19 protein-coding genes, 4 tRNA genes and 1 riboswitch are annotated in these 24,284 nt (G+C 71.3%); of the genes, 12 read left to right on the forward strand and 11 right to left on the reverse strand.

Annotated elements, in window-relative coordinates:
- The 5 genes from WBK31_RS06860 to WBK31_RS06880 all read right to left on the reverse strand — a co-directional run bounded on the left by WBK31_RS06860 (position 1) and on the right by WBK31_RS06880 (position 2,573).
- Positions 1 to 72: transfer RNA gene (locus WBK31_RS06860), tRNA-Val, on the reverse strand.
- Between the two features lie 19 nt (positions 73 to 91).
- Positions 92 to 163: transfer RNA gene (locus WBK31_RS06865), tRNA-Gly, on the reverse strand.
- A 51-nt stretch (positions 164 to 214) separates the two neighbouring features.
- A tRNA-Cys gene (locus WBK31_RS06870) sits at positions 215 to 285 on the reverse strand.
- Positions 286 to 300: 15 nt separating this feature from the next.
- Positions 301 to 372, reverse strand: a tRNA-Gly gene (locus WBK31_RS06875).
- A 179-nt stretch (positions 373 to 551) separates the two neighbouring features.
- Positions 552 to 2,573, reverse strand: coding sequence for an N-acetylmuramoyl-L-alanine amidase (locus WBK31_RS06880; protein WP_406674494.1), 2,022 nt, complete (start codon positions 2,571 to 2,573; stop codon positions 552 to 554).
- Positions 2,574 to 2,799: 226 nt separating this feature from the next.
- Between WBK31_RS06880 and WBK31_RS06885 the strand changes: the two genes are divergently transcribed.
- The 8 genes from WBK31_RS06885 (at position 2,800) to WBK31_RS06920 (ending at position 12,312) form a co-directional block, all read left to right on the forward strand.
- Positions 2,800 to 3,075, forward strand: a complete 276-nt coding sequence (locus WBK31_RS06885; protein WP_364066484.1) for a hypothetical protein — start codon at positions 2,800 to 2,802, stop codon at positions 3,073 to 3,075.
- 13 nt (positions 3,076 to 3,088) lie between these two features.
- Positions 3,089 to 4,909, forward strand: a complete 1,821-nt coding sequence (gene glmS, locus WBK31_RS06890; protein WP_364066481.1) for a glutamine--fructose-6-phosphate transaminase (isomerizing) — start codon at positions 3,089 to 3,091, stop codon at positions 4,907 to 4,909.
- A 58-nt stretch (positions 4,910 to 4,967) separates the two neighbouring features.
- The gene (locus WBK31_RS06895; protein WP_364066479.1) at positions 4,968 to 5,723 is read left to right on the forward strand and encodes an SAM-dependent methyltransferase; all 756 of its coding nucleotides are present in this window, start codon (positions 4,968 to 4,970) and stop codon (positions 5,721 to 5,723) included.
- A 100-nt stretch (positions 5,724 to 5,823) separates the two neighbouring features.
- Entirely contained in the window at positions 5,824 to 6,789 is a 966-nt protein-coding gene (locus tag WBK31_RS06900; RefSeq protein WP_364066476.1) for a tripartite tricarboxylate transporter substrate-binding protein, read from the forward strand.
- A 4-nt stretch (positions 6,790 to 6,793) separates the two neighbouring features.
- A riboswitch (cobalamin riboswitch) is annotated at positions 6,794 to 6,998 on the forward strand.
- 127 nt (positions 6,999 to 7,125) lie between these two features.
- The gene (locus WBK31_RS06905) at positions 7,126 to 9,285 is read left to right on the forward strand and encodes a ribonucleoside-diphosphate reductase subunit alpha (protein ID WP_406674495.1); all 2,160 of its coding nucleotides are present in this window, start codon (positions 7,126 to 7,128) and stop codon (positions 9,283 to 9,285) included.
- A gap of 12 nt (positions 9,286 to 9,297) precedes the next feature.
- Positions 9,298 to 10,293: a ribonucleotide-diphosphate reductase subunit beta gene (locus WBK31_RS06910; protein ID WP_364066470.1), complete on the forward strand. Its 996-nt coding sequence runs from the start codon at positions 9,298 to 9,300 to the stop codon at positions 10,291 to 10,293.
- Between the two features lie 19 nt (positions 10,294 to 10,312).
- Positions 10,313 to 11,434: a mechanosensitive ion channel domain-containing protein gene (locus tag WBK31_RS06915; protein ID WP_364066467.1), complete on the forward strand. Its 1,122-nt coding sequence runs from the start codon at positions 10,313 to 10,315 to the stop codon at positions 11,432 to 11,434.
- 407 nt (positions 11,435 to 11,841) lie between these two features.
- Complete coding sequence (locus tag WBK31_RS06920; RefSeq protein WP_364066464.1) at positions 11,842 to 12,312, forward strand: TspO/MBR family protein; 471 nt, start codon at positions 11,842 to 11,844, stop codon at positions 12,310 to 12,312.
- A 3-nt stretch (positions 12,313 to 12,315) separates the two neighbouring features.
- Here WBK31_RS06920 and WBK31_RS06925 read toward each other — a convergent pair whose 3' ends face one another.
- Together WBK31_RS06925 and WBK31_RS06930 are read right to left on the reverse strand one after the other, a co-directional pair.
- On the reverse strand, positions 12,316 to 13,299 hold the full coding sequence (locus tag WBK31_RS06925) for a DUF2804 domain-containing protein (protein ID WP_364066461.1): 984 nt from the start codon (positions 13,297 to 13,299) through the stop codon (positions 12,316 to 12,318).
- A gap of 77 nt (positions 13,300 to 13,376) precedes the next feature.
- On the reverse strand, positions 13,377 to 14,318 hold the full coding sequence (locus WBK31_RS06930; RefSeq protein ID WP_364066458.1) for a type II CAAX endopeptidase family protein: 942 nt from the start codon (positions 14,316 to 14,318) through the stop codon (positions 13,377 to 13,379).
- Positions 14,319 to 14,520: 202 nt separating this feature from the next.
- Between WBK31_RS06930 and WBK31_RS06935 the strand changes: the two genes are divergently transcribed.
- Complete coding sequence (locus tag WBK31_RS06935) at positions 14,521 to 15,789, forward strand: sensor histidine kinase (RefSeq protein ID WP_406674496.1); 1,269 nt, start codon at positions 14,521 to 14,523, stop codon at positions 15,787 to 15,789.
- A 2-nt stretch (positions 15,790 to 15,791) separates the two neighbouring features.
- Here the strand turns inward: WBK31_RS06935 and WBK31_RS06940 are convergent, their stop codons facing one another.
- A complete protein-coding gene (locus tag WBK31_RS06940) occupies positions 15,792 to 16,763 on the reverse strand; it encodes a zinc-binding dehydrogenase (RefSeq protein WP_378784243.1) in 972 nt (323 codons plus the stop codon).
- A 178-nt stretch (positions 16,764 to 16,941) separates the two neighbouring features.
- Here WBK31_RS06940 and WBK31_RS06945 point away from each other — a divergent pair, with 178 nt between their 5' ends.
- Positions 16,942 to 17,469 carry a GNAT family N-acetyltransferase gene (locus WBK31_RS06945; RefSeq protein WP_378784241.1) on the forward strand — a complete coding sequence of 176 codons (528 nt, stop codon included), beginning with the start codon at positions 16,942 to 16,944 and terminating at the stop codon, positions 17,467 to 17,469.
- Between the two features lie 8 nt (positions 17,470 to 17,477).
- On the opposite strand, the gene WBK31_RS06950 is transcribed toward WBK31_RS06945, so the two are convergent.
- From WBK31_RS06950 to WBK31_RS06960, 3 genes are read right to left on the reverse strand one after another with little or no spacing between them, the layout of a single operon-like run.
- A complete protein-coding gene (locus WBK31_RS06950) occupies positions 17,478 to 18,020 on the reverse strand; it encodes a TIGR00730 family Rossman fold protein (RefSeq protein ID WP_364066446.1) in 543 nt (180 codons plus the stop codon).
- Between the two features lie 24 nt (positions 18,021 to 18,044).
- Positions 18,045 to 19,139 (reverse strand): zinc-binding dehydrogenase, encoded by a 1,095-nt coding sequence (locus WBK31_RS06955; RefSeq protein ID WP_364066443.1) that lies wholly within the window; start codon positions 19,137 to 19,139, stop codon positions 18,045 to 18,047.
- A 24-nt stretch (positions 19,140 to 19,163) separates the two neighbouring features.
- Positions 19,164 to 20,084 (reverse strand): LysR family transcriptional regulator, encoded by a 921-nt coding sequence (locus tag WBK31_RS06960; protein ID WP_364066440.1) that lies wholly within the window; start codon positions 20,082 to 20,084, stop codon positions 19,164 to 19,166.
- A 68-nt stretch (positions 20,085 to 20,152) separates the two neighbouring features.
- Between WBK31_RS06960 and WBK31_RS06965 the strand changes: the two genes are divergently transcribed.
- Both WBK31_RS06965 and WBK31_RS06970 read left to right on the forward strand, forming a co-directional pair.
- Complete coding sequence (locus WBK31_RS06965) at positions 20,153 to 21,742, forward strand: ATP-binding protein (protein ID WP_406674497.1); 1,590 nt, start codon at positions 20,153 to 20,155, stop codon at positions 21,740 to 21,742.
- A gap of 534 nt (positions 21,743 to 22,276) precedes the next feature.
- On the forward strand, positions 22,277 to 24,169 hold the full coding sequence (locus WBK31_RS06970) for a cellulose binding domain-containing protein (RefSeq protein WP_364066435.1): 1,893 nt from the start codon (positions 22,277 to 22,279) through the stop codon (positions 24,167 to 24,169).
- Positions 24,170 to 24,284: the final 115 nt, after the last annotated feature.

Here is a 24,284-nt window from a genome sequence, read left to right on the forward strand (position 1 = left end):
TGGACGATACTGGGATTGAACCAGTGACCTCTTCCGTGTCAGGGAAGCGCTCTCCCGCTGAGCTAATCGTCCATATTGAGTTGTCACTCAGAGCGGAAGACGGGATTCGAACCCGCGACCCTCACCTTGGCAAGGTGATGCTCTACCCCTGAGCCACTTCCGCGAGGCGTTGGTCTTTATTTTACCGGATCCCGAAGGCTCCGAAGACCGGCCGAGGTGGAGACGGGATTTGAACCCGTGTAGACGGCTTTGCAGGCCGCTGCCTCGCCTCTCGGCCACTCCACCAGGAGTCACGCTCCGAGCGGAAGACGGGATTCGAACCCGCGACCCTCACCTTGGCAAGGTGATGCTCTACCCCTGAGCCACTTCCGCGTGTCTGCTCCGGCGGCGATGCGCCGGGCTCACGGGAAAACCATATCGTCTCCACGGAGTGCCCGTGCGCATCGCGGGCCGTCGAAAACCGATTCGCGGCGATCGATCGCCGATTCGCGGCGGTGGATCGCCGCTTCGTGGCCGGCCGATCGCCCGTTCGTGACGGTGAGGCGCCGGCGTCAGGCCTTCGGATCCACCAGCCGTACGTCCGATGCCATCACGAACATCACCCGGTGCCCGAGCTGGATCTGGTGGTAGCGGGTCTTGCCGGTGGTGGTGACGTGCTTGGAAGGCCGGAAGGCGTTGGCGGAGTAGTGGGTGCCGGTGATCGTGTCGCCCACCGTGTACGTCTGCCCCGGCGGGATCTTGTACTTGAGCGGCGTCAGCGGCTGCGGCGACGCCTTGGTGTAGGCCGACCTCTCGGGGTAGGCGCGGCCGTACACCTTGACCGCCCCCGAGATGGGCGTGACGAGCGGGCCCTTGGCGGGGATCGCGGTCGGCTTGGCGGCCGGGTTGTGGAACCACGCCTTCTGCCCCAGGTACCAGATGGCCGTCCAGTCGCCCTTGCGTTCGGCGACGGCGTAGCGCTGGCCGGTGGAGGCGCGGGCGCTGTGGTCGTACACGCTGTACGTGCTCGGCTTGCCCGGATGCTTGCCGATGTCGTTCACCAGCGGCGCGCTGTGGCTGGGTGACTTGTGCAGCCAGACGGTGGAGGCGCCGTGCGACGGGCACGCCTTGTCGGGCTTGGTGGCCTCGCAGCCGGTGAAGCGCGGCCGGTTGCTGTCGTAGTCGGGCCTGATGATGATCGAGTTGCCGTTCTTGGCCGCCTTGAACGGCTTCTTCATCAGCTCGAAGTAGTGCGCCCAGTCCCAGTACGGGCCGGGGTCCTCGTGCATGCCCGCCACGGTCGCGGGCGTCGTCCCCGGCACGTTGTCGTGGCCGAGGATGTGGGCGCGGTCGAGCGGGATGCGGTATTTGGCGGCGAGGTAGCGCACCAGGCGGGCCGACGACCGGTACATCGCCTCGGTGTACCAGGTGCCGCCCTTGGCCAGGTAGCCCTCGTGCTCGATGCCGATGGAGCGGGTGTTGACGTCCCAGTTGCCGGCGTGCCAGGCGATGTCGTTGGTGGCGACGTGCTGGGCCACGTGCCCGTCGCGGGAGCGGATCGTGTAGTGCCAGCTCACGTACTTGGGGTTGCGGATGAGGGAGGGGATGCCCTGGTAGCCGCCCTCGGTGTCGTGGATGACGATGTAGTCGACCGAGCGCTTGCGCGACAGGCGGTCGTGGTTGCCGTAGTCGCGGTTCTTCTTCTTGCCGAAGCGCCTGTGCGCGGCGGGCATCCACTCGCAGTGCAGCGAGGCGGGGCATTCGGCCTTGCCGCCCGCCGTGTGCCCCTTGGGCGTGCCGGGCTCGTCCTCCTCGTCGAGCTCGGGGAGGTCATCGCCGGAGACGAAGTCGCCCGGGTCGGCGAGCTCGGGGAACGCGGCGGGGTCCCAGATGGTGTCGGGCTGCAGGTCGGGGATGGGGTCGAGCTCCACCACGTGCCCGTCGTCGGTACGCCGCCGCGCGCCCTCCCGCATCACCGCGAACACCTCGTCGGCGAACGCCCTGGCCGACTTCGGATCGCCGGCCCCGGCGTACTTGGCGACCGCGGCGTGCCAGTCGGCCGGGTCGGTGCTGGGGCGGTCCTGGTAGGAGGCGAGCAGGGCGGCGCCTGCGCGGATGTTGGCGGCCGGGTCGCGGCGCAGCAGTTCCTCGGGCAGCCCGGCGAGCTTGGCCGCCTCCGGCAGCGTGGTGGGCTGCCGGGCGGCGGCGGTGCGCATCGCCGCGTGGGTGATGGCGTCGACCTTGGGGGACATCGGCCTGCTCTCGTCGCCGCGCGGGTCGGCGTGCCCGTCGCCGAGGTGCTCATGACCGGCGGCGCCGGCAGGGAAGGCGTCCACCAGGTGCATCGGGCCGTAACCGCCGGCGGTGCTGGGCCGCCCGCCGTTGGCGTCCCACCGCGACTCCAGGTACGACACCGCGAGCAGCACGCTCTCCGGCACCCCGTACTCCCGGGCTGCGGCGGCGAAGTCCGCCTGGCGGCCCGTCGCCGCCGCGGCTACGGGTGCGGAGGTGGTGGCCGGCGAGGTCGTGAGGGGGAGGCCGGCCGGCACGGTGAGGACGCCGGCGACCAGGCCGGCGGCGAGCCAGAGCTGCATGTACATCTCCCCAGGAACGTCACGATATGACTACTCAGCGTAACCATTCCCAGAAAGGGATGTGTCAGACGGGTCGGTTGATACGCATGTGATCAGCCTGATCTCGCGGCGAACGTGGCATCTTGATCATGTGAGAGTGATCGGCCGACACCGCTCGGCGCATTTCCTGCCCGATATCGGGCAGGATGTTGGCGTGTCTCGTTCCAGAGCCGTATGGTCCTCGTCTGTGTCCACGGCACGGCATCCGTACGAAGATCTCATCGCGCACCTCACGCGGACGAGCCCGCTCGGCCCCGGCGAGGCCGCCCGCGTGATCGCCGACGTGCTGGCCTACTTCTCCGAGTCCACGGAGGAGTTCGTCAGGCGCCGGCACGGCGAGCTGAAGGCGCGCGGCCTGACCAACGACGAGATCTTCCCCCGGATCGCCTCGGAGTTACGGAGCCGCAGGGTCGCGGCTCCGGAGCTGTCCCTCAGGCAGCTCCGCAGGATCGTCTACGGATGAGAAGGAGACCTCGATGTGCGGAATCGTGGCCTATGTCGGCCCCAAGGACGCCGCGCCCATCTTGCTGGAGGGGCTGCAGCGGCTGGAATACCGGGGCTACGACTCGGCCGGAATCGTGGTGTCCAACAAGGGGCTGAAGGTACGCAAGGTCAAGGGCCGGGTCGCCGACCTGGCCAAGGTGGTGCCGGCGCGATTCAAGGGCGGCCTCGGCATCGGGCACACGCGGTGGGCCACCCACGGCGTGCCGAGTGACGTCAACGCGCACCCCCACCTGTCGGCCGACGAGCGCATCGCGGTCGTGCACAACGGCATCATCGAGAACGCCGCCGAGCTGCGCGCCAAGCTGGAGGCCGACGGCGTGGTGTTCGCGTCCGAGACCGACACCGAGGTGCTCGCCCACCTGATCGCCCACGCCGTCGACGAGAACGAGACGCTGGAGGAGGCCGTCAGGAAGACGCTCAAGAGCGTCGTCGGCACCTACGGCATCGCGGTGATCGACGCCGAGCGGCCCGGCGAGGTGGTCGTGGCCCGCAACGGCAGCCCGATCGTGCTGGGCATCGGCGAGAAGGAGATGTTCGCCGCCTCCGACGTGGCCGCGCTGGTCCGCTACACCCGCCAGGTCGTGCACCTGGAGGACGGCGAGCTGGCGGTGATCAAGGCCGACGGCTTCCACACCTTCTCCAGCGACGCCCGCGAGACGGCCAAGGAGCCGCTGACCGTCGACTGGGACGCGGGGCACTACGACACCGGCGGCTACGAGCACTACCTGCTCAAGGAGATCTCCGAACAGCCCGAGACCATCACCAGGACGATGAGCGGGCGGCTGGACGAGCGCTTCCACGTGGCCCACCTGGGCGGGCTCAACATGGACGCCCGCGAGACCCGCGGCTTCCGCCGCGTGAAGATCATCGGGTGCGGGTCGGCGTACTACTCGGGGCAGATCGGGGCGCAGCTCATCGAGGAGCTGGCACGCATCCCGTCCGACGCCGAGCCGGCCAGCGAGTTCCGCTACCGCAACCCCGTCGTGGACCCCGACACCCTCTACGTCGCGATCAGCCAGTCGGGCGAGACCTACGACACGCTGGCCGCCGTGCAGGAGCTCAAGCGCAAGGGCGGCCGGGTCATCGGCATCGTCAACGCCGTCGGCAGCGCCATCGCGCGCGAGGTGGACGGCGGCATCTACCTGCACGCGGGCCCCGAGGTCTCGGTGGCCTCGACCAAGGCGTTCACCTCGACCTGCCTGGCGTTCGCGCTGCTCGCGCTGCACCTCGGCCGGGTGCGCGACCTGTCGCCCGCCGACGGCCGGCGCATCGTCGAGGGCCTGCGCCGCCTGCCCGGCCAGATCGAGCAGATACTCGGGCAGAGCGACCACATCGCCGCGCTGGCCAAGAAGTACGCCCCGCACCCGAGCATGATGTTCGTCGGGCGCGTGCGCGGCTACCCGGTGGCGCGCGAGGGCGCGCAGAAGCTCAAGGAGATCTCGTACGTGCACGCCGAGGCGTATCCGGCGAGCGAGCTCAAGCACGGGCCGCTCGCGCTCATCGGCCCGGACATGCCGACGGTCGCGATCGTCCCAGACGACGAGCTGCTCGACAAGAACCTCACCACGCTCGGCGAGATCCGCGCCCGCGGCGGCCAGGTGCTCATGGTGGGCCACCGCGAGCCCGACCCCAAGCTGGCCGACGACGTCATCGTCATCCCGAAGAACGAGATCGAGCTGGACCCGATCCTGCTGACCATTCCGCTGCAGCTCTTCGCCTACTACGCCGCGGTGGCACTCGGCCGCGACGTCGACAAGCCACGTAATCTTGCCAAGAGCGTTACGGTGGAGTAGCTAATCCAAAATGGCCCAGCCTATCGTTAAATCGCCGCGGACGTCATAAATTCAAAGTGTGCGGCAGTTCGACCATCGCAGGCCCCATCCCGCACGCATGTATGACTACATGCTCGGCGGGAAGGACAACTTCGCGGTCGATCGCCAGGCCCTCGATCAGCTCGCCGAGCTGATCCCGGAGGCGGTCCCGCTGGCCCGCGCGAACCGGGCCTTCCTTCAGCGTGCCGTACGCTACGTCGCCCGCGCCGGGGTCGACCAGTTCCTCGACCTCGGCAGCGGGCTGCCCACGCAGGGCAGCGCGCACGAGGTGGCGCCGGAGGCCAAGGTGGTCTACGTCGACTGCGACCCCGTGGTGCGGGCGCACGCCGCGGTCCTGCTCAGGCGCTCGCCGGGCAGGGCCCGTTTCGTTCAGGCGAACCTGCTCGATCCCGGCGACGTGCTGGACAAGGCGGGGGAGTTCCTCGACTTCGACCGTCCCGTCGGGGTGCTGCTGGTGTCGATCCTGCACTTCATCCCCGACTCCGACGATCCGCAGGGGGCTGTGGCGGCGCTGCGCGAGCGGCTGGCGCCGGGCAGCCACCTGGTGATCTCCCACGCCACGACGGGCCGCGCCGACGATGACGAGCCGTCGTACACCCGCCCCGGCAGCGGGACCGATCGCTCGCCCGCGCGGATCAGGGAGTTCTTCGGCGACTTCCCGCTGGAGCCGCCCGGCCTGGTGCAGGCCACGGACTGGCGGCCGGACCGGCCCAAGCTGGTGGGGGACTGGTCGCTGCCGTCGTCCCTCATGGCCGGAGTTGCCCGTAAAGCCTAATAAGCCCAAAAATCAAGAAAAATCGTGAACTATAGCGATTTTGAATAACGACCGTGACCCCGGTGTATAGCCTGCCGTAATGGGTTAATAACCTGGAGTAATGGGGGTTTCGGGGGAGAAGCACATGCGCCGCCGGCGCTTTCTGGCCTGCGGCCTCGGCATGGCCGCCGCCGTCGCCGGCTGCGGGACCGAGCGGGCCGGGGGAGCCGTGCCGGTCGCCGGGTTCACGCTCAAGCCGGACGGACGGCGCTGGGAACGGGTCGGCCAGGCGTTCGCCGGGGCGGCGCAGGCCGTGGGCTACCAGCCGGGCGGCGGCTTCGACCTGGCACTGAGCGGCCTGCCCGCGGCGGCCGCCGCCGAACTCAACAACAGCCAGAGCATTCTCGAGACCGCCACCCCGCTCGCCAGGCTCAGCGGCGAGGCCCTGGTCGTGGTCGTCCCCGACGGCTCGCCGCTGAAGGACTTCGGCGACTTCGGCGCGCGGATGCTGGCCGACCCCGGGCGCACCCGGCTGGCCGGCGGCTCGCCGGGCGAGCCCGACCACCTGCTGTTCGGTCTCATCGCGCGGGCGCTCGGCGCCGACACCCGGCAGGTCGACTACACCGGCTACCCCAGCGGTGGCGAGGTCATGGCCGCGCTGCTGTCCGGCAGGGCCGTGGCCGCCGCGGGTCCGCTGTCCACCTGGCGGGCCGGGATCGAGCGCAGGCGGATCAGGCCGCTTGCGGTCTCGTCGGCCACCCGTCTGCCCGAGCTGGACGCGCCGACCCTGCTGGAGTGCGGCGTGCGGGTCGACTTCTCCGACTGGGTGGGCGCGTTCGGCCCGGAAGGCATGGCGGAGGAGGGCCGCGAGGCCGCCGTGCACATGTGCGACGAGGTGCTCGGCTCCTCCGCGTGGGAGGCCGCCTGCCGGGCCGCGGGCTGGCTGCCGATCCCGCTGGCCGGCGACGACTTCGCCCGCTGGCTGCACACCGAGCTGGCCCGCACCCGCGCCGTGCTGCGGGACCTCGGCATGGTCGACACGACCAAAGCCACAACATGCTGGGGTAGTTGCGGGAACGGCCACTAGATGTAGGATCTCGCTCGTCGCTGGTTCGCCTCATCGGAGGCGGAGCAAAAGGGAACCCGGTGAGATTCCGGGGCTGCCCCGCAGCGGTGAGCGGGAACGACCGCCGTCATCAGCACTGGAGAGATCCGGGAAGCGACGGCCAGTAGGTGCTCCACGGAGCTGGAGCGTGCCCGCGAGCCCGAAGACCTGCCAGCGATGCGCCGGGCCGTGCGCCCGTGCGCGCAGTGTTCATGGCCTCGAGGGCGGGCCGGGCACACGCGGGATCGGCGCGCCGCGCCGCGCTCCGCCGTGCTCTCGCCTGCCTTTCGAGGGGAGGCTCGCGAGGGGAGAGAGCACGTGACCCAGATCGTTGAGGTTGACCGCCGGCTGGCCATCGAGGAGGCCGCCGCCCGGGTGATCGCCGATCCGGCCAACTCCCGGGTCGCCGCCGGGCTGCTGGCCGAGGAGATCGCCGACGAGGCGGCCGGGCAGGGCGTGCGGACGTTCTCCGAATCCATCGCCGCCACGCACGCGGCCGGGCTGATCCAGGACCGCCTCGCCGAGTTCGTCGCCGCGCACGCGGCCGAGCTGGACGCGCTGGTCTCGGACGCGGCGGACGCCCGTTTCGAGTACTTCGGGCTCCGTACGGTCTACGACCGCTACCTGCTGCGCCACCCCGAGACGCGGGCGGTGCTCGAGCGGCCCCAGCACTTCTTCATGCGCGTGGCCTGCGGGCTCTCCGGCACCGTCGCGGAGGCGGCCGAGCTGTACGCGCTGATGTCCACGCTGTCCTACCTGCCCAGCTCGCCCACGCTGTTCAACTCCGGCGCGCGCCGCCCGCAGCTGTCGTCGTGCTTCCTGCTCGACTCGCCGCGCGACGAGCTGGAGGCCATCTACGAGCGGTACGGCCAGGTGGCCAGGCTGTCGAAGTACGCGGGCGGCATCGGCATCTCGTGGACCCGGGTGCGCTCGCGCGGCTCGCTGATCAGGGGCACCAACGGTCACTCCAACGGCATCGTGCCGTGGCTGCGCACGCTCGACGCCTCGGTGGCGGCGGTCAACCAGGGTGGCCGGCGCAAGGGCGCGGCCTGCGTCTATCTGGAGACCTGGCACGCCGACATCGAGGAGTTCCTGGAGCTGCGCGACAACACCGGCGAGGACGCCCGCCGCACCCACAACCTCAACCTCGCCAACTGGGTGCCCGACGAGTTCATGCGCCGGGTCGAGGCCGACGAGATGTGGTCGCTGTTCGACCCGAAGGAGGTGCCGGATCTCACCGACCTGTACGGGGAGGAGTTCGACGCGAGATATCGCGCTTACGAGGCCGCCGGGCGATATGTCCGGCAGATTCCCGCTCGCACCCTGTACGGCCGCATGATGCGCACCCTCGCCCAGACCGGCAACGGCTGGATGACGTTCAAGGACGCCGCCAACCGCACCTCCAACCAGACGGCCCGCCCGGAGAACGTCATCCACCTGTCCAACCTGTGCACCGAGATCCTGGAGGTCACCAGCGACGCCGAGACGGCGGTGTGCAACCTCGGCTCGGTCAACCTGGCCGCCCACCTGAACGGCGGTGACATGGACTGGCAGCGGCTGCGCCGCACCGTGCGCACCGCCGTACGCGTCCTCGACCGCACCATCGACCTCGGCTTCTACCCGACGCCGCAGGCCGAGGCGGCCAACAAGCGGTGGCGGCCGATCGGGCTCGGCGTGATGGGCCTCGCCGACGTGTTCTTCACGCTGCGGCTGCCGTTCGACTCGCCGCAGGCTCTCGAGCTGTCCACCAGGATCGCCGAGGAGATCGCGCTGGCCGCGTACGACACCTCGGCCGACCTCGCGGCCGAGCGCGGCCGGCACCCCTCGTACGACGAGACCAGGGCGGCCGGGGGAGTGCTGCACCCCGACCACTACGGCGCGGCCACCGGCCCGCGCTGGGACGCGCTGCGCGCGAAGATCGCCGAGACCGGCCTGCGCAACTCGCTGCTGGTCGCGATCGCCCCCACCGCCACCATCGCCTCGATCGCCGGCTGCTACGAGTGCATCGAGCCGCAGGTGTCCAACGTGTTCAAGCGCGAGACCCTGTCGGGCGAGTTCCTCCAGGTCAACCGCTACCTGGTGGCCGATCTGAAGGCGCGCGGGCTGTGGACCGACCAGGTGCGCGACGACATCAAGCGGGCCGACGGCTCGGTGCAGCAGGTGCCTGCCGTGCCCGGCGACCTCAAGAAGCTCTACCGCACGGCCTGGGAGCTGCCGCAGAAGGCGCTCATCGACCTGGCCGCCGCGCGGCAGCCGTACATCGACCAGTCGCAGTCGCTCAACCTGTTCATGGCGAGCCCGACCATCGGCAAGCTCTCGTCGATGTACGCCTACGCCTGGAAGAAGGGCCTGAAGACCACCTACTACCTGCGCTCGCGGCCCGCGACGCGCATCGCGCAGACCACGGTCGCCGCGCCCCCGGCGCAGGCGGTGGCCTGCTCTCTTGAGAACCCCGAGACCTGCGAAGCCTGCCAGTAAGGAGCCCCGACGATGCTGCTCGACCCCGGCATGGACCTCACCCTGCGGCCCATGCGCTACCCCGCCTTCTACGAGCGCTTCCGCGCCGCCATCCGCAACACCTGGACGGTCGAGGAGGTGGACCTGCACTCCGACCTCGCCGACCTGGCGAAGATGACGCCGCAGGAGCGGCACCTGATCAACCGGCTGGTCGCCTTCTTCGCCACCGGCGACTCGATCGTGGCCAACAACCTCGTGCTCAACCTCTACCAGCACGTCAACGCCCCCGAGGCGCGCCTGTACCTGAGCAGGCAGCTCTTCGAGGAGGCGGTGCACGTGCAGTTCTACCTGACGCTGCTCGACACGTACCTGCCGGACCCGGACGAGCGGGCCAAGGCGTTCGCCGCGATCGAGCACATCCCGTCGATCCGCGACAAGGCCGAGTTCTGCTTCAAGTGGATCGACTCCATCCAGGGGCTGGACCGGCTGGAGACGGCCGCGCAGCGCCGCCAGTTCCTGCTCAACCTCATCTGCTTCGCCGCCTGCATCGAGGGCCTGTTCTTCTACGGCGCCTTCGCCTACGTCTACTGGTTCCGCTCGCGCGGGCTGCTCGGCGGCCTGGCCACGGGGACGAACTGGGTGTTCAGGGACGAGTCCATGCACATGGAGTTCGCCTTCAGCGTCGTGGACACCGTACGGGCCGAGGAGCCCGAGCTGTTCGACGACGAGCTGGGCAAGCAGGTCACGGAGATGCTGGAGGAGGCCGTGGCCGCCGAGCTGGCCTTCGCCGAGGACCTGTGCGGCGACGGCATGCCGGGCATGGGCGTCGAGCAGATGCGCCTTTACCTCGAATACGTGGCCGACCAGCGACTGGTTCGTCTGGGTCTGCCCAAGAGGTACGGTTCTGCCAATCCGTTCGCCTTCATGGAATTGCAGGACGTCCAGGAACTCGCCAACTTCTTCGAACGGCGTGTCTCGGCGTACCAAGTGGCAGTAGAGGGCAATGTGAGCTTTGACGAGACGTTCTAAGACATAGGGGGCAGGTAACGTGCACTCTCCAGCGGACTGGCCGATCCTCGGGATCTCGGTGATCGGCTCGATCCTCCTGGTGGAGGTGGCCAGGCGGCTGCTTCGCAGGGCCAGCCGCAAATGGGACCCGGCCCGTCACCTCCTGGAGCACTGCACGTGGCCCGCCTTCCTGACCGCCGCCGTCGTCGCGTTCAACCTGGTCTTCGGGCCCGGCATGTTCGGCGACACGCCGGGCGAGCGGGCCCTGGCCAGGACCGTCCAGCAGGTGCTCGGCCTGGTCACCATCGCCGCCGTCACCTGGCTCATCGTGCAGGCCACGTACGCGCTGACCGACGTCGTGCTCGAACGGCTCGTCCGGGTCGAGGGTGAGCGCAACCGGCGGGCCCGGCGCATCATGACGCAGATCGCGCTGGTCCGCCGCATCGCCGCCGCCGCCATCATCGTCATCGCGATCGGCGCGATGCTCTTCTCCTTCCCGCAGGTGCGGGCGCTCGGCGCCGGTCTGCTCGCCTCGGCGGGCATCGCCGGCGCCATCGTCGGCATCGCCGCCCAGCCCACGCTCGGCAACGTGGTGGCCGGGCTGCAGCTCGCCTTCAGCGACGCGATCAGGATCGACGACGTGGTCGTGGTGGAGAAGGAGTGGGGGCGCATCGAGGAGCTGACGCTCACCTACGTCGTGCTCAGGCTCTGGGACGAGCGCCGCCTGGTGCTGCCGGTGTCGTACTTCACGCAGAACCCGTTCGAGAACTGGACCCGGCACGGCAGCCGCGTGCTCGCCGTGGTGTACCTGCGGGTGGACTGGTCGGTGCCGGTGCCCAAGCTGCGCGACGCCCTCTATGAGTTCCTGCAGACGAACGCCCTGTGGGACCAGAAGGACTGGACGCTCCAGGTCACCGACGTGCACGAGAACGGCCTGGTCGAGCTGCGGGCCCTGATGAGCGCCGCCGACTCGCCGTCGGCGTGGGACCTCAAGTGCGACGTGCGCGAATTCCTCGTCAACTACATCAGGGAGAACTACCCCGACTCGCTCCCGCGCTTCCGCGTGGAAACCCCGGAGAGCCGCCTCGGCGTCGGCAATGCATCCGGAAACAGCCTCGGAAACAACGCTGGAAACAGCGTCGTACGGGACGCCGGCGAATAAATCGGTGGCCGCGGCGTTGATCGCCCGCCTATCGTGGAAGGCGTCCAGCGACGGGAGAAAGGCGGGAGAAATGCGCGACACGTGCCTCGGCAGGCCGTCCGCCATCCTCCTTGAGCTGCGGCGACGGCTTGTCTGAGCGTTCTTCTGAACGCAATCGGGAAAGCCGCCTCGCCCCCTCCGAGGCGGCTTTGCTGTCATGTACGCGCCGGGCGCGGGGCGGCCTGATCAGCTCCTCACGTCCGGACTCGCGGCCCTGAAAGGAAAGGGCCGCCGGGCCACGGCCTGGCCGTCGGGAATGGCGCCCCCCGGCCGGACCCCGCCCTCGCCCCGGGCCGGTTCACGCCCGGGCCCGGGGCCCGAAACCTCCGTCCGCGCGTCGATCGCCGATGCCGGGGCAGTGGACGGTCATGAAAGGCAAAGTCCTGCTGAAGACCGCGCTCGCGGTCACCGCCACCGCCGTCGCCGGCTCGCTCGGCACCGACCCCCGCTCCACCTGGTACCAGCGGCTGAAGAAACCGTCCTGGCAGCCGCCCCCGCAGGCGTTCCCGCTGGTCTGGACCCCCTTGTACGGGCTCATCGCGTACGCGGGCGCCCGCGCCGCCTCCCGCGCGGACGCCGAGCGGAAACAGGCGTTCACCCGCGCGCTCGCCGCCAATCTGGCGCTCAACGCGGCCTGGCCCGCGCTGTTCTTCCGCACCCGCACCCCAAGGCTGGCGCTCGCCGAGATCCTCCTGCTCAACGCCTCCAACGCGCTGCTCATCCGCAGGACCTGGGCGGCCGACAGGAAGGCCGCGCTGCTGCTGACGCCGTACGCGGGCTGGACGGTGTTCGCCGCCGCGCTCAACGGCGCCATCGCCCGCCGCAACCCCGGCGCCTGACCGTCACCAGCGCTGGCGGGCCTCCTCCGCCCAGCCGGTCAGGCCGTCGAGCTCGACCCACGTGCCGTCGTCGGCCCGCGCCCGCCCGCCGAAGTGACCGAAGCACTGGTGCGTCTCGGAGCCCACGACGCCCAGCTCCGTGCGGGCGACGCGCTCGTGGAACGGCGTGAAGACCGCCTGCACCCGCTCGCCGGTGATCCGCCACGGCTTCATCCAGTCGCCGCGGTCGTACTGCCAGGCGAGCTCCTCGCCGATCTTGTGCAGCCGGCCGTCGAGGAACAGCGCGTTCTCCGTCATCCCGGTGCCGTCGGTCCACTTGCCGCCGAGCTGGATCGCCCGGCCGGGCGCGCTGCCCGCCGCCCAGTTCCACACCGCCCGGTACGGCCAGCGCCCCCGCCCGTGGTCCAGCACGGCGAACGCATCAGGGCCGCCGATCTCGTACGTGGCCGCGCCGAGCCTGAGCCGGCCGCGTACGGGACGGCCGACGTCCTTGACCGTGTACTGAAAGCGCCGCGGCCCCCACGGCACCACCACGCCCAGCGACTCGTGGTCTTCGGGCAGCGGGATATCGAGCTCGACCTCGGCCTGCGCGGTCACGGCCCGGATCGAGGCGCCGTCCGGCCGCTGCACCAGATCGACGGCCAGCCCCGGGGCGCGGGCCGACGCGGTGCCCTCGCCGCTGCGCTCCGGCAGCACGCTCCCGCGCGCCAGCGGCACCACCGCGTCCTTGACGTGCTCGTCGCCGGTCGCGCGGTCCAGCACGTACAGGCCGTGCACGCCGGCGTAGTCGAGCGAGGACACCACCAGGCCGATCACGTGGGACGGCGTGACCACGCCCCAGTACTCCCAGCGCTTGGTGCGGCCCCAGCCGCGCAGGTTGGCCCGGTGCAGCGGGCGGCGCGTCCAGCCGACCGCCCGGGGGTTCAGCCGCCCGTCCGGCAGGCACAGGTCGACGGCCTCGGTGATCTCCCGCTCGTGGGTCGTCATGATCGCAGCGTAGCCGGGCGGGCGCGGAAGCCCATACGGCCTCCGCGCCCGCCCGGCTACGCGCGTTCAGTGCTGGTTCAGTTCTCGTTCACGGCCTGGAGCGCGGGGGCGGCGCTCGGGTCCTCCTCGGGCTTGTAGCCGAGGCGGCCGCGGGTGAGGAGCAGGACCACCAGGGCGCCGCCGAGGCCGGCGAGCAGGGTGACCATGCCGGCGGTGTCGGGGTCGGTGATCGTCGGGAACATGTCCGAGAAGGCGATCGACATGAAGTTGTTGACGCTGACGTGCAGCACGATGATCAGCGGCAGGCTCTGGCCGGTGCGGTTGAACACCCAGGTGATCACGAAGCTGAACGACCAGGCGAAGCCGATGAACACCAGGACGTGCTCCAGCGTGACGTTGGGGTAGCCGCCCCACTCGGTGAGGAAGAGCGGCAGGTGCCAGATGCCCCACAGCGGGCCGAGGATCATGGTGGCGCCGAACGGGCCGTACTTGCGCTGCATGCGGGCCAGCGCGAAGTCACGCCAGCCGGGCTCCTCGGCCAGGCCCGTGGTGACCATCTGGATCAGCAGGCCGGGGATGTAGGCGGCCAGCACCGCCGCGGGCGGCATCTTCACGGCGCCGTCGGAGAGTGCCAGCGAGGTGATGACGAGGGTGACCGGCACGCCCACGGCGGTGATCACGTACCAGAACCAGCGCACCCGCCACTTGGTCATGCGCCCGACCCAGCGGCGGATCCCCTCCTTACCCTCGGTGATTCGCGTCACGAGGTAGGCGGAGAAGATCGGGCCGAGGTAGGCGCCCGGCAGCACGCCGAGGAACTGGGTCGTGCCGAGCAGGGCGGGGAAGTCGAAGTCCCAGATGCCGAGGCCCTGGTTCGAGAGCGCGTACGGCGTCCATGCCACCCAGCTCAGCAGGTTGGCCAGGACGAAGAAGCTGATGAGCGGGCGGCGGCGGATGAAACCTGCGAGCCCGCCCTGGCTCGGCGAAGCCTGGGTGGCGGGGGTGCTGTCGACAGCCATGTGTAGGTATTCCTTGGAGGTCTGCTTGACGGACAGGACAAGCACATCAGCCGGAACCCCCTCGCGTCGTTCCCGCGTACGCCCCAATGCAGGTATAGCCAGGGGTACCGTTTCTTGACACGCGCCGTGACCGAAACGCACTGATCCGTGTAGGCTGCTCCCGGTTCGACGATGATCTCGTGCATCCGGTGAGGAGGAGCACATGCCGGCCACGACCGGGGGACATCGGCGGCTGAAGCTGCGGCGCGCCGCGTTCGCCCGGGGCCGGCTCACCATCGACGCGCTTGAGCGGCTCGCCACCGGGTTCGGCACCGCCGTGCTCGCGCTGCTCACCGCGCTGCTGGTGCTCATCATGCTGCTCGGCTGCCTGATCGGCCTCGGCGGCAAGCTGGCGCCCCTGGCGCTGCGCGGCCTGCGCCAGGCGGCCGACCGCGAGCGCCGCCGCCTGTCCGAGTGGGGGCCCGACCTCGTCGAGCCGGGGCCGCCGCTCGCCCGGCTGAAGCCCGCGCTGAGCGACCCCACGGTGCGGCGCGAGGCGGCCTGGATGGTCGTGCACGGCACCTTCGGGCTGCTCGTCGGCCTGCTCGGGCTCACCTTCCCCATCCACGCCGTGCAGGACGCGACCTTCTGGGCCTGGTGGTGGCTGGTGCCGTCCGACGAGGCGGCGACCGCCGCACTGGGGCTGTGGATCGTCGACGACCTGCCCAGCGCGCTCGCCGTGATCCTCTTCACACCCGGCCACCTCGCGGTCACCGTCGCCGTCTCGCCGCTCCTCGCCCGCCTGCAGGCATGGCCGGGCAGGCGGCTGCTCGCCCCCGACCCTGACGCCGACCTGGCCCTGCGGGTGGCGCACCTCACCGCCACCCGCGCCGCCGCGCTCGACGCGCACGCCGCCGAGCTGCGCAGGATCGAGCGGGCCCTGCACGACGGCGCCCAGAACCGGCTGGTCACGGTCAACGTGCTGCTCGGGGCGGCGCTGCGGGCGCTCGAACGCGACCCCGCGACCGCCAGGGAGCCGCTCGAACGCGCGCAGAGCGCCGCCGAACTGGGCCTCGCCGAGCTGCGCCAGGTGGTACGGCAGATCCTGCCGCCCGTGCTGACCGACCGGAGCCTGCCCGACGCGCTCGCCGGGCTCGCCGCGTCCTGTCCCGTCCCCTGCCGGGTCGACGCCGACGTGCCGGTCAGGGCCGCCGCGTCGGTCGAGGCCACCGCCTACTTCGTGGTCGCCGAGGCGCTGACCAACATCGCCAAGCACAGCGGCGCCGCCCGCGCGGCCGTGCAGGTGCGCCGCCGCGGCGACCGGCTGTATCTCCAGGTCGTGGACGACGGGCGCGGCGGCGCCGACGCGCGCGCGGGCTCCGGCCTCGACGGGATGCGGGGCCGGGTCGAGGCGCACGACGGCACGTTCAAGGTCTCCAGCCCGCCGGGAGGGCCGACCGTCGTCCGGGTGGAGCTGCCCTGCGGCGTGTGAGGTCAGCTCCCCGCCGCGGTGAGCACGATCCTGCCGAACACCTCGCCCGCGTCCATCGCGCGGTGCGCCTCCACAGCCCGCTCCAGGGGCAGCACCCCGTGCACCACGCCGGCCAGCTCGCCCCGGCTCGCGGCGGCGAGCTGCTGGGCGGTCACCTCGCGCCGCTCGCCCTCGGGCACCGTGGCCGCGCTGAAGGTGGCGAACGACAGCGACCGCTGGAACGCCGTGAGCAGCTCCATGCCGAAGTCCGCGGGCGGCGGGCCCGCCACGGTGCCGACCACCACCATGCGGCCGTTCGGGTTGAGCCGGGTGAGGAACGCGGGCAGCCCGGGACCGGCGACGACGTCGATGATCACGTCGTACGTTCCGGGCGCGTCCGGGTCGCCGCCGCCTGAGCGGTCGAGCACGTGCGTCGCGCCGAGCCCGCGCAGGCGTTCGCCGCGTTCCCGCGATGAGGTCGTGACGGCCACCACGCTCGCGCCCTGCCGCGCGGCGAGCTGCACCGTCATGATGCCGAGGCTTCCTGCGGCACCGCGCACCAGCACCGACTCGCCGGGCGCGAACCGGGCGTGCCGCAGGCCGAAGTGCGCCACCACGCCCGCGCCGCCGAGCGCCACGGCGTCCACGGCGTCCAGCCCGCCGGGCAGGTGGTGCAGGGCCGTGACCGGCACGGCGACCTGCTCGGCATAGCCGCCGCCCACTCCGGTGGCCGCCCACACGCGCCGCCCCACCCACGCCGGATCCGCCCCCGGGCCGACCGCCGTCACCGTTCCGGCGATCTCGCCGCCGGGGATGTGGCCGGGCTTGAAGCCGTACGCGGCGAGCGCGCCGCTGCGGATCAGCACGTCGGCGCCCGCGACGCCGGTGGCCTCGACCGCGACGAGCGCCTGCCCCTCGCCGGGGACCGGGGCGGGCAGCTCGACGACCTCCATGCCCTCGGGCGGGCCGAACTCCTGGATGACCACTGCTTTCACGGGTCTCGCCTTCCTTCATCGCGCGCATGCGCGGGCTTAGCGGACGATGTTATTCCGCTTAATCAGCTTACCGGACGATGCCCTTCCGCTTATCCGGGGGCTGGAGGGAAAATGCGTTGTCCCTCGTCATGGCCGGTTGGTAGACCTGGCGTTCTCCGACGATGAGGGGGATGTCGCGATGCTCACCGGTGCGCTCGTCCGGCTGCGGGCCCTGGAGCCCGCCGACAGCGAGGCCATGTGGCGCTGGTACCACGATCCCGAGGTCGGCCGGTGGATGGACGCCGGCCCGCCCATCTCGCTGGCCCAGAACATGGAGAAGGGCCAGAACCGGCCGCGCAACACGTTCGAGCAGATGCAGCTCGGCATCGAGACCCTGGAAGGGCAGAAGTTCATCGGCTACGTCGCGCTCGGCGACACCGACTTCGTGCGCGGCGAGGCCGTGCTGCAGAGCGTCGCCATCGGCGACCCCGGCTACCGGGGCGGCGGCTACGGCACCGACGCCGTCCGCGTGATAAGCCGCTACGCGTTCGAGGAGATGGGCCTGCACCGCCTGATGCTGTGGGTGGTGGCCGACAACGTGCGGGCGGTGCAGGCGTACAAGAAGGTGGGCTTCGTGGAGGAGGGACGCCGCCGCGAGGCGTTCCGCGCCCGCGGCAAGCGCTACGACTACCTGATGATGGGCCTTTTGGAGCACGAGCTGAAGTAGCCCGTACGTCAGCTCCGCAGGCCGGCCCGCTCCTCCAGATAGGCGAGGGCGCCGACGGCGTCCTCGGCGAAGAACACCAGCTCGGTGACGGGGACGGGGAGGAAGCCCTCGGCCTCCATGCGCTCGAACTGCTGCTTGAGCCCGTCGTAGAAGCCGGCCGTGTTGAGCAGCACGACGGGCTTGGCGTGCATGCCGTGCTTCTTCAGCTCAAGGATCTCGGTGGCCTCGTCGAGCGTGCCGCTGCCGCCCACCATGACGACGAACGCGTCGGCACGGGCCAGCAACCGCGCCTTGCGCTCGGCCAGGTCACGAGTGATCACCATCTCGTCGGCGCCGGGACGGGCCAGGTGGGCGAGGAACTCGACCGAGATGCCCACCAGCCGCCCGCCCGCCTCCTGCACGCCGTCGGCCATCACCTTCATCAGTCCCGAGTCGGAGCCGCCCCACACCAATGTGTGGCCGCCCTCGCCGATCAGCTTCGCCAACTCGCGGGCGGGCACGGTGTAGCGGTCGTCGAGGTCGGCGGCGGAGCAGAAGACGCAGATGTTCACGCCGGCCACTGTACGCCCGTGCGCTCACGGCACGATCAGCGCTTTGACCACCCGCTGAGCCGCCACGTCCTCCAGGGCGCGCTGCGCGTCGCGCAGGGCGTACTCGCCGCTGACCAGGCTCGACCACGGGAACAGCCGCTGGTAGCGGGCCAGCACCTGCACGCCGCGCCACAGGTGCCCGGCGTCGCTGCCCCAGCAGCCGCGCAGCTCCAGGTGGCGGCGGTTGAGGTCGCGGTGCGGGTTGAACGTGGCCTCGCCGGTGTCGGTGTACTGGCCGGCGACGACGTACCGGCCGGCATCCCGGGTCAGGCGCATGCCCTGCGGCACCGCCGACGGCACCCCGGTGGCCTCGATGGTGACGTCCGCGCCCCGGCCGCCGGTCACGTCCATGATCGTCTCCAGGCGCTCGTCGGCGGTCATGGCGGCGATGTCGAGCACGAGGTCGGCGCCGAGCCGCGCGGCCGCGTCCAGCCGCACCCGCGAGCCGCCGATCGCGATCACCTGTCCGGCGCCGCGGAGCTGGGCCAGCGCCACCGCGCACAGTCCGACGGGGCCGATGCCCTGGACGACGACGGTGTCGCCGTACGCGATCTCGCCGAGCGTGGCCGCGTGCAGCGCGGTCGGCAGGCCGCAGCCGCCCGCCAGGAACGACCGCCAGTCCAGGTCGGGCGGCAGGGCCACCACGTGCACGCCGGGCTTGAGATGGATGTACTCGGCCCAGCCGCCGAACAGCCCCTCGTCGGCGGGCATCGTCACCCCGTACACCTTCCGCTCCGGGCAGCGGGTGGTGGCGTGTGCGACCGTGCAGAACCAGCAGCGGCCGCAGGTGCCGTGCACGTCGTGGAAGGTGACGGTCTGGCCGATCTCCAGCTCCTCGCCCCAGATATCGTGCGCCGGCGGCCCCGGGCCCAGCTCGGCCACCTTCCCCACGCTGATGTGCCCGGGGATGATCGGGTACGGCACGCCGGCCAGCCGCCCCTCCCACAGGTGCACGTCGGTGCCGCACACCTCGCTGCCGAGCGTCCTCAGCAGCACCGCGCCGGGCTCCAGGTCGGGACGCTCGTACGAGCGCGGCTCCAGCGGCGCCCGAGGCCCCGGCATGACGACCGCAGAGATCATCCGGTCTCCCTTCCGCCAGGTCCGCTATCGGCGCCGGCCCGTGGCCGCGACGGCCCTGTCCACGGGCTCTCGCGGCAGGCCGTCACCGGGTGGCACGGAGCCGTACAAGCTGCGGATCATCGCGAGCAGCGCGGCGAGGTACGGCGGCGGGTCGTCCTTCCACCAGGCCAGCAGTACCTGGACGTGCGGCGCGTCGGTGACGTGGCGGTAGGCGACCCCGGGGCGCGGGTTCTGGTTGGCGGTGGACTCCGCGGTCACGCCGACGGCCTGGCCGCAGGCGATGACCGTGAGCCACTCGTCGACTCCCTGCACGGTTCTGATGGCCGGGCGCGCGTCCGGCGGCCATAGCTCGGGCGTGGCGGTGCCGGTGCGCGGATCCAGCGCGACGGTGTAGCGGGCGAGCTGGTCGAGCCGTACGGAGCGGCGCCTGGCGAGCGGGTGGTCGGTGTCCATGGCGGCGTAGCGGGCCTCGCAACCCACCAAGGCCACCTCGAACCGGTCGTCGACGAGGGGGCGGCGGAGGACGGAGACGTCGGCGACGCCTTCGGCGAGGCCCGCCGTGGCCGTGTTGGAGTGCACGAACACCAGCGGCAGCCACGGGTAGGCGGCGGCCCACGCCTTCATCAGGTGGCGGGTGTGCTTGCCCAGGGCGCCGAAGGCATAGCCGAGCCGCAGCTCCGAGTACGCCTCCTGGGCGATTCGTTCGAGCCGGGCGACCTCGTCGAGCACCCGCCGCGCGCGGGTGACGAGCCGGGCGCCGGACTGCGTGAGCTTGACGCTGTTGTTCGAGCGTTCGAGCAGCCGGGTGCCGAGCGTGCTCTCCAGAGCGGCGACGGAACGGGAGACGGCCGCCTGCGAGCAGCCGAGGAGGATCGCCGCGTCGGTGAAAGTGCCCGCGTCGACCACCGCCACGAAGGCGCGGAGGTGTCGAAGCTGCACGTCCATGCGCCTAGCGTATAAACCCGACAAAAAGCGTATTGCATAACAAACGTCATAATTTGGACACTGGGGTCATGCCGAGGTCATGGAAGGGCTCCATCCGAACCAGGTACACGGTGATCGCCGCCGTGTTCTCCTTCGTCGTGTACTCCGCGCTCGGGGTGGCGCTGGATCTGGCCGTGCGCCACCACCTGGAGACCGCCGTGTTCGAGAAGATGGAGCGGGCGGCCAGCCAGTGGAGCGCGGCCGCGCACCATGGCGCCCTGGATCGCCCCGTTCCCTCGTACGAGCCGATCGAGCTCATCCAGATCGTCGGCGCGAACCACCAGGTGAAGGCCGCCGGCCGGCGCGCCTCGCCGACCGTCCCGCTCAGCCTGCGGCGGCCGCCGCCCAACGACCGGTTCCAGCGCTACGTCGAATGCGACGAGGGCACCGGCTGCCTGGCCCTGATGGCCGTCCGGCTGAGCCCCGACGAGGAGTCGTGCGTCGTCTACGCGGCCGCGCACGAGGGCGGGCTGCTCGTCGGGCACCGCCTGGAGCTGCTCATCGGCGGCGTGATCGTCTCGTTCGTGGGCATCACGGCGTACCGGACCTGGACCGTGGTCGGGCGCACGCTGCGGCCGGTCGCCGCGATCAGGTCGCGCATGTCCGAGATCACCGTGAGCGACCTGAGCAAGCGCGTCCCCGTACCGGACGGTGACGACGAGATCGCCGAGCTCGCCACCACCGCCAACCAGACGCTCGCCCGCCTGGAGGACGCGGTGGAGCAGCAGCGCCGCTTCGCCTCCACCACCTCGCACGAGCTGCGCACCCCCATCGCCGGGCTGCGCGCGCTGCTTGAAGAGGCGGTCAGCTACCCCGACGACATCGACCCGCGCGAGACCATCCGCGACGCCCTCACCAGCACCGACCGGCTCGCGGCCATCGTGGACGACCTGCTGGCGCTGGCCCGCCTTCAGGTCGGCGAGCCCGTGCCGCCCGAACCCGTCGATCTCGGCGAGCTGGCCCGCGCCGAGATCGCCGCGCTGCCGCGCCGCGTGCCCATCGCGGTGGACGCGCCCGAGGGCGTCGTCGTACTCGGCTCGCGCGTGCAGCTCGCCAGGGTGCTGAACAACCTCATGGCCAATGCCCAGCGGCACGCCGGCTCGGGCGTCGAGGTCACGCTGACCGCGCAGGACGGCGAGGCCGTGCTTGCGGTCACCGACGACGGCCCCGGCGTCGACCCCGCCAACCGCGAACGCATCTTCGAACGCTTCGTCCGCCTGGAGGACGGGCGCCTGCGCGACCCCGGCGGGAGCGGGCTCGGCCTGGCGATCTCCCGCGAGATCGCCTGCGCTCACGACGGCTCGCTGCGCGTCGAGGACTCGCCGAAGGGCGCACGCTTCGTGCTCCGCCTCCCGCTGGCCGATCCGGAGAAGCCGACCCGCCAGGAGGAGCGGCCCTCCCCGGAGGAGGAGTCCCGCTCGGGGGAGGGGTCCCGCTCGGGGGAGGGGTCCCGCTCGGGGGAGGGGTCCCGCTCGGGGGAGGGGTCCCGCTCGGGGGAGGGGTCCCGCTCGGGGGAGGGGTCCCGCTCGGGGGAGGGGTCCGGCGCCGAGGATCCGGACGAGTGGTCCGGCCCGGAGGACCCGGACGAGCCGCCCGCCATGGCACAGTCCGGCCGGTAGGGCTCCGCCGTGGAGCGCGGCCCGCCTGCCCCGCCCGCCGATGCGCCCCGCCTGCCCCGCCCGCTGATGCGCCCCGCCTGCCCGGCCTGCCGGTGCGGTCCGGCTGTCCCGCCTGTCGGTGCGGCGCTGCCGTCCCAGCCTGCGGGTGCGGAGCCGGCCCAGCGCGTGCTCGGTCACTGGGGCCGAGCAGGCAGAGCCGACACGAGGGATCGGGCAAGGCTGAGCAGGGGATGGCAGCGGTCGCCCGGCCGAGGAGTTCTGGCAGCGTTTCTCGCCTGCTCGGCCCCGCCTGCTCGGCCCCGCCTGGGGCGAATCGTCCCCTACCGAGAGCGCCGCACTGGGCCTCCGTGGGGGCGGCTCTTAAGCCTTAATTTCACCTAATTTCCGATAATTTCGGCGTCCAACGGCTCGTTCTACCAGTTCAGGGCGATGAGGCGTCTGAGAAGACCCGAAACATTTCGGCCGATGATTGACACCTTTCGGAGGCGTTCGCACACTGATCGCCAACTACCCCACCCGGAAGGGAGCCCTCTAGTGATCACCGGCTTGGCCCGCTCCAAGATCAGGTTAAGGATGGTCGCGTCGGCGCTGGCGGCCATGCTCGCGGCCGCGGGAGCGGTGGCGACGATCCCGGCCGAGGCGCACGCGGCCTCGGGAGTCGAGAACGAGGGCGCCGACTGCCAGGTCCCCGGCCTGCCCGACGAGGGCTCGCTGCCCACCGTCTCCCGGCTGCCCGACCCGTTCACCAAGCTGGACGGCACCCGCATCACCGGCAAGTCCGACTGGCGCTGCCGCCGGGAGGAGATCAAGAGGCTGGCGGAGAAGTTCGTCTACGGGGAGAAGCCGCCCAAGCCGTCCAGCGTCACGGGCACGGTGTCGCCTACCGGCATCACCGTCAATGTCTCCCACAACGGCAGGAGCGCCTCCTTCTCCGCGGGCGTCGATCTGCCGAGCGGCAACGGCCCCTTCCCGGCCGTCGTCGTGCTCGGCGGGTTCGGCGCCGACACCGCCGCGATCAAGGCGGCGGGCGCGGCCGTCATCAGCTACGACCCCCTCGCCGTCGGCAGGGAGGGCACGCCGCGCGACAACAAGCAGGGCGCCTTCTACACCATCTACGGCGCCAACAGCTCCACCGGCATACTCGCCGCCTGGGCCTGGGGCGTCAGCCGGATCATCGACGTGCTCGAACAGTCGGGCGGCGGCATCCTGCGGGCGGACGCGACCGGCGTCACCGGCTGCTCGCGCTACGGCAAGGGCGCGTTCGTCGTCGGCGCGTTCGACCAGCGCATCGCGCTGACCATGCCGATCGAGTCGGGCAGCGGCGGCGTGGCCGCCTTCCGCGCCATCCCCGGTGAGAGCGGCGCCCAGCCGCTGAGCAGCGCCTACTCCGAGCAGCCCTGGCTCGGCGACGCGTTCGGCTCGTTCACCGGCAGCCCGGCCCGGCTGCCCGTGGACACCCACGCGGTCATCGGGATGATCGCGCCGCGCGGGCTGTTCATCATGGACAACCCGCACATCGACTGGCTCGCCGCCAGGTCCGCGAGCGTGGCCGCGCTGGGCGGCGCCGAAATCTACAAGGCGCTCGGGGCGGAGGGCAACATCACGTACTGGTCGGCCGTGCAGGACGGCACCCACTGCGCGAGCCGATCGGAGTGGCGCACGCCGCTGCAGCAGAACATCCAGAAGTTCCTGCTCGGCACCGGCAGCTACACCGGCTCGATGCGGATCGCCGCCAACAAGAGCGGCAACCTGGCCGAGTGGCGCGACTGGCAGACGCCCACCCTCGGCGACGGCGGCGGCGATGACGACACCACGCCGCCCACCGCGCCGACCGGCCTGGCGGCGGCGGACACCACCGCCACCGGCACCACCCTCACCTGGACGGCCGCCACCGACGACACCGGCGTGGCCGGCTACGACATCCTGCGCGCGCCGGGCGCGAGCGGCGGCACGTTCACCCAGATCGGCACGTCCGCCACGACCTCGTACGCCGACACCGGCCTGACCCCCGCGACCACCTACCGCTACCAGGTCAGGGCGCGCGACGCCGCCGGCAACGCCTCGCAGGTCTCCAACACCGTGCAGGTCACCACCCAGGAGGGCTCGGGCTCGCCGGAAGGCGGGTGCACGGCGGTGCCGACCGTGCAGACGCAGTGGAGCACCGGGTACGTCATCCAGCCGCTCACCATCACCAACACCGGCACCGCGACCATGAACGGCTGGACCGTCACCTTCACCCTGCCCGCAGGCCACCGGCTCGCCGGCTCCTGGAACGGCACCGCGACCGTCAGCGGCCAGACGGTGACCATCAGGAACGTCGCGCACAACGGCACCCTGGCGCCCGGCGCCTCCAACGGCAGCGTCGGATTCCAGGCCGACCGCCCGAGCGGCGACACGAGCCTGCCGTCCGGCTACACCTGCGCATAAGCCCTGGTCCCCCTCGGCCCGCCAGGCAGAAAACGGGCCGAGGGGGACATGACACGAACGCCGGGGTCTGTTGACGGGCCGTCCCCGTCGTGACATAGTGAAAGCGGCACGGAGG

It is taken from the genome of Nonomuraea sp. N2-4H (assembly GCF_045291505.1).
GTDB lineage: Bacteria > Actinomycetota > Actinomycetes > Streptosporangiales > Streptosporangiaceae > Nonomuraea > Nonomuraea fastidiosa.

Excerpts from the sequence above, each read along its gene's own strand:
- WBK31_RS06955 (WP_364066443.1), bottom strand. The coding sequence starts at position 19,139 with ATGATCTCTGCGGTCGTCATGCCGGGGCCTCGGGCGCCGCTGGAGCCG.
- WBK31_RS06965 (WP_406674497.1), top strand. The coding sequence starts at position 20,153 with ATGCCGAGGTCATGGAAGGGCTCCATCCGAACCAGGTACACGGTGATC.
- WBK31_RS06880 (WP_406674494.1), bottom strand. The coding sequence starts at position 2,573 with ATGCAGCTCTGGCTCGCCGCCGGCCTGGTCGCCGGCGTCCTCACCGTG.
- WBK31_RS06935 (WP_406674496.1), top strand. The coding sequence starts at position 14,521 with ATGCCGGCCACGACCGGGGGACATCGGCGGCTGAAGCTGCGGCGCGCC.
- glmS (WP_364066481.1), top strand. The coding sequence starts at position 3,089 with ATGTGCGGAATCGTGGCCTATGTCGGCCCCAAGGACGCCGCGCCCATC.
- WBK31_RS06930 (WP_364066458.1), bottom strand. The coding sequence starts at position 14,318 with ATGGCTGTCGACAGCACCCCCGCCACCCAGGCTTCGCCGAGCCAGGGC.
- WBK31_RS06900 (WP_364066476.1), top strand. The coding sequence starts at position 5,824 with ATGGGGGTTTCGGGGGAGAAGCACATGCGCCGCCGGCGCTTTCTGGCC.
- WBK31_RS06920 (WP_364066464.1), top strand. The coding sequence starts at position 11,842 with ATGAAAGGCAAAGTCCTGCTGAAGACCGCGCTCGCGGTCACCGCCACC.
- WBK31_RS06910 (WP_364066470.1), top strand. The coding sequence starts at position 9,298 with ATGCTGCTCGACCCCGGCATGGACCTCACCCTGCGGCCCATGCGCTAC.
- WBK31_RS06925 (WP_364066461.1), bottom strand. The coding sequence starts at position 13,299 with ATGACGACCCACGAGCGGGAGATCACCGAGGCCGTCGACCTGTGCCTG.
- WBK31_RS06945 (WP_378784241.1), top strand. The coding sequence starts at position 16,942 with ATGCTCACCGGTGCGCTCGTCCGGCTGCGGGCCCTGGAGCCCGCCGAC.
- WBK31_RS06960 (WP_364066440.1), bottom strand. The coding sequence starts at position 20,084 with ATGGACGTGCAGCTTCGACACCTCCGCGCCTTCGTGGCGGTGGTCGAC.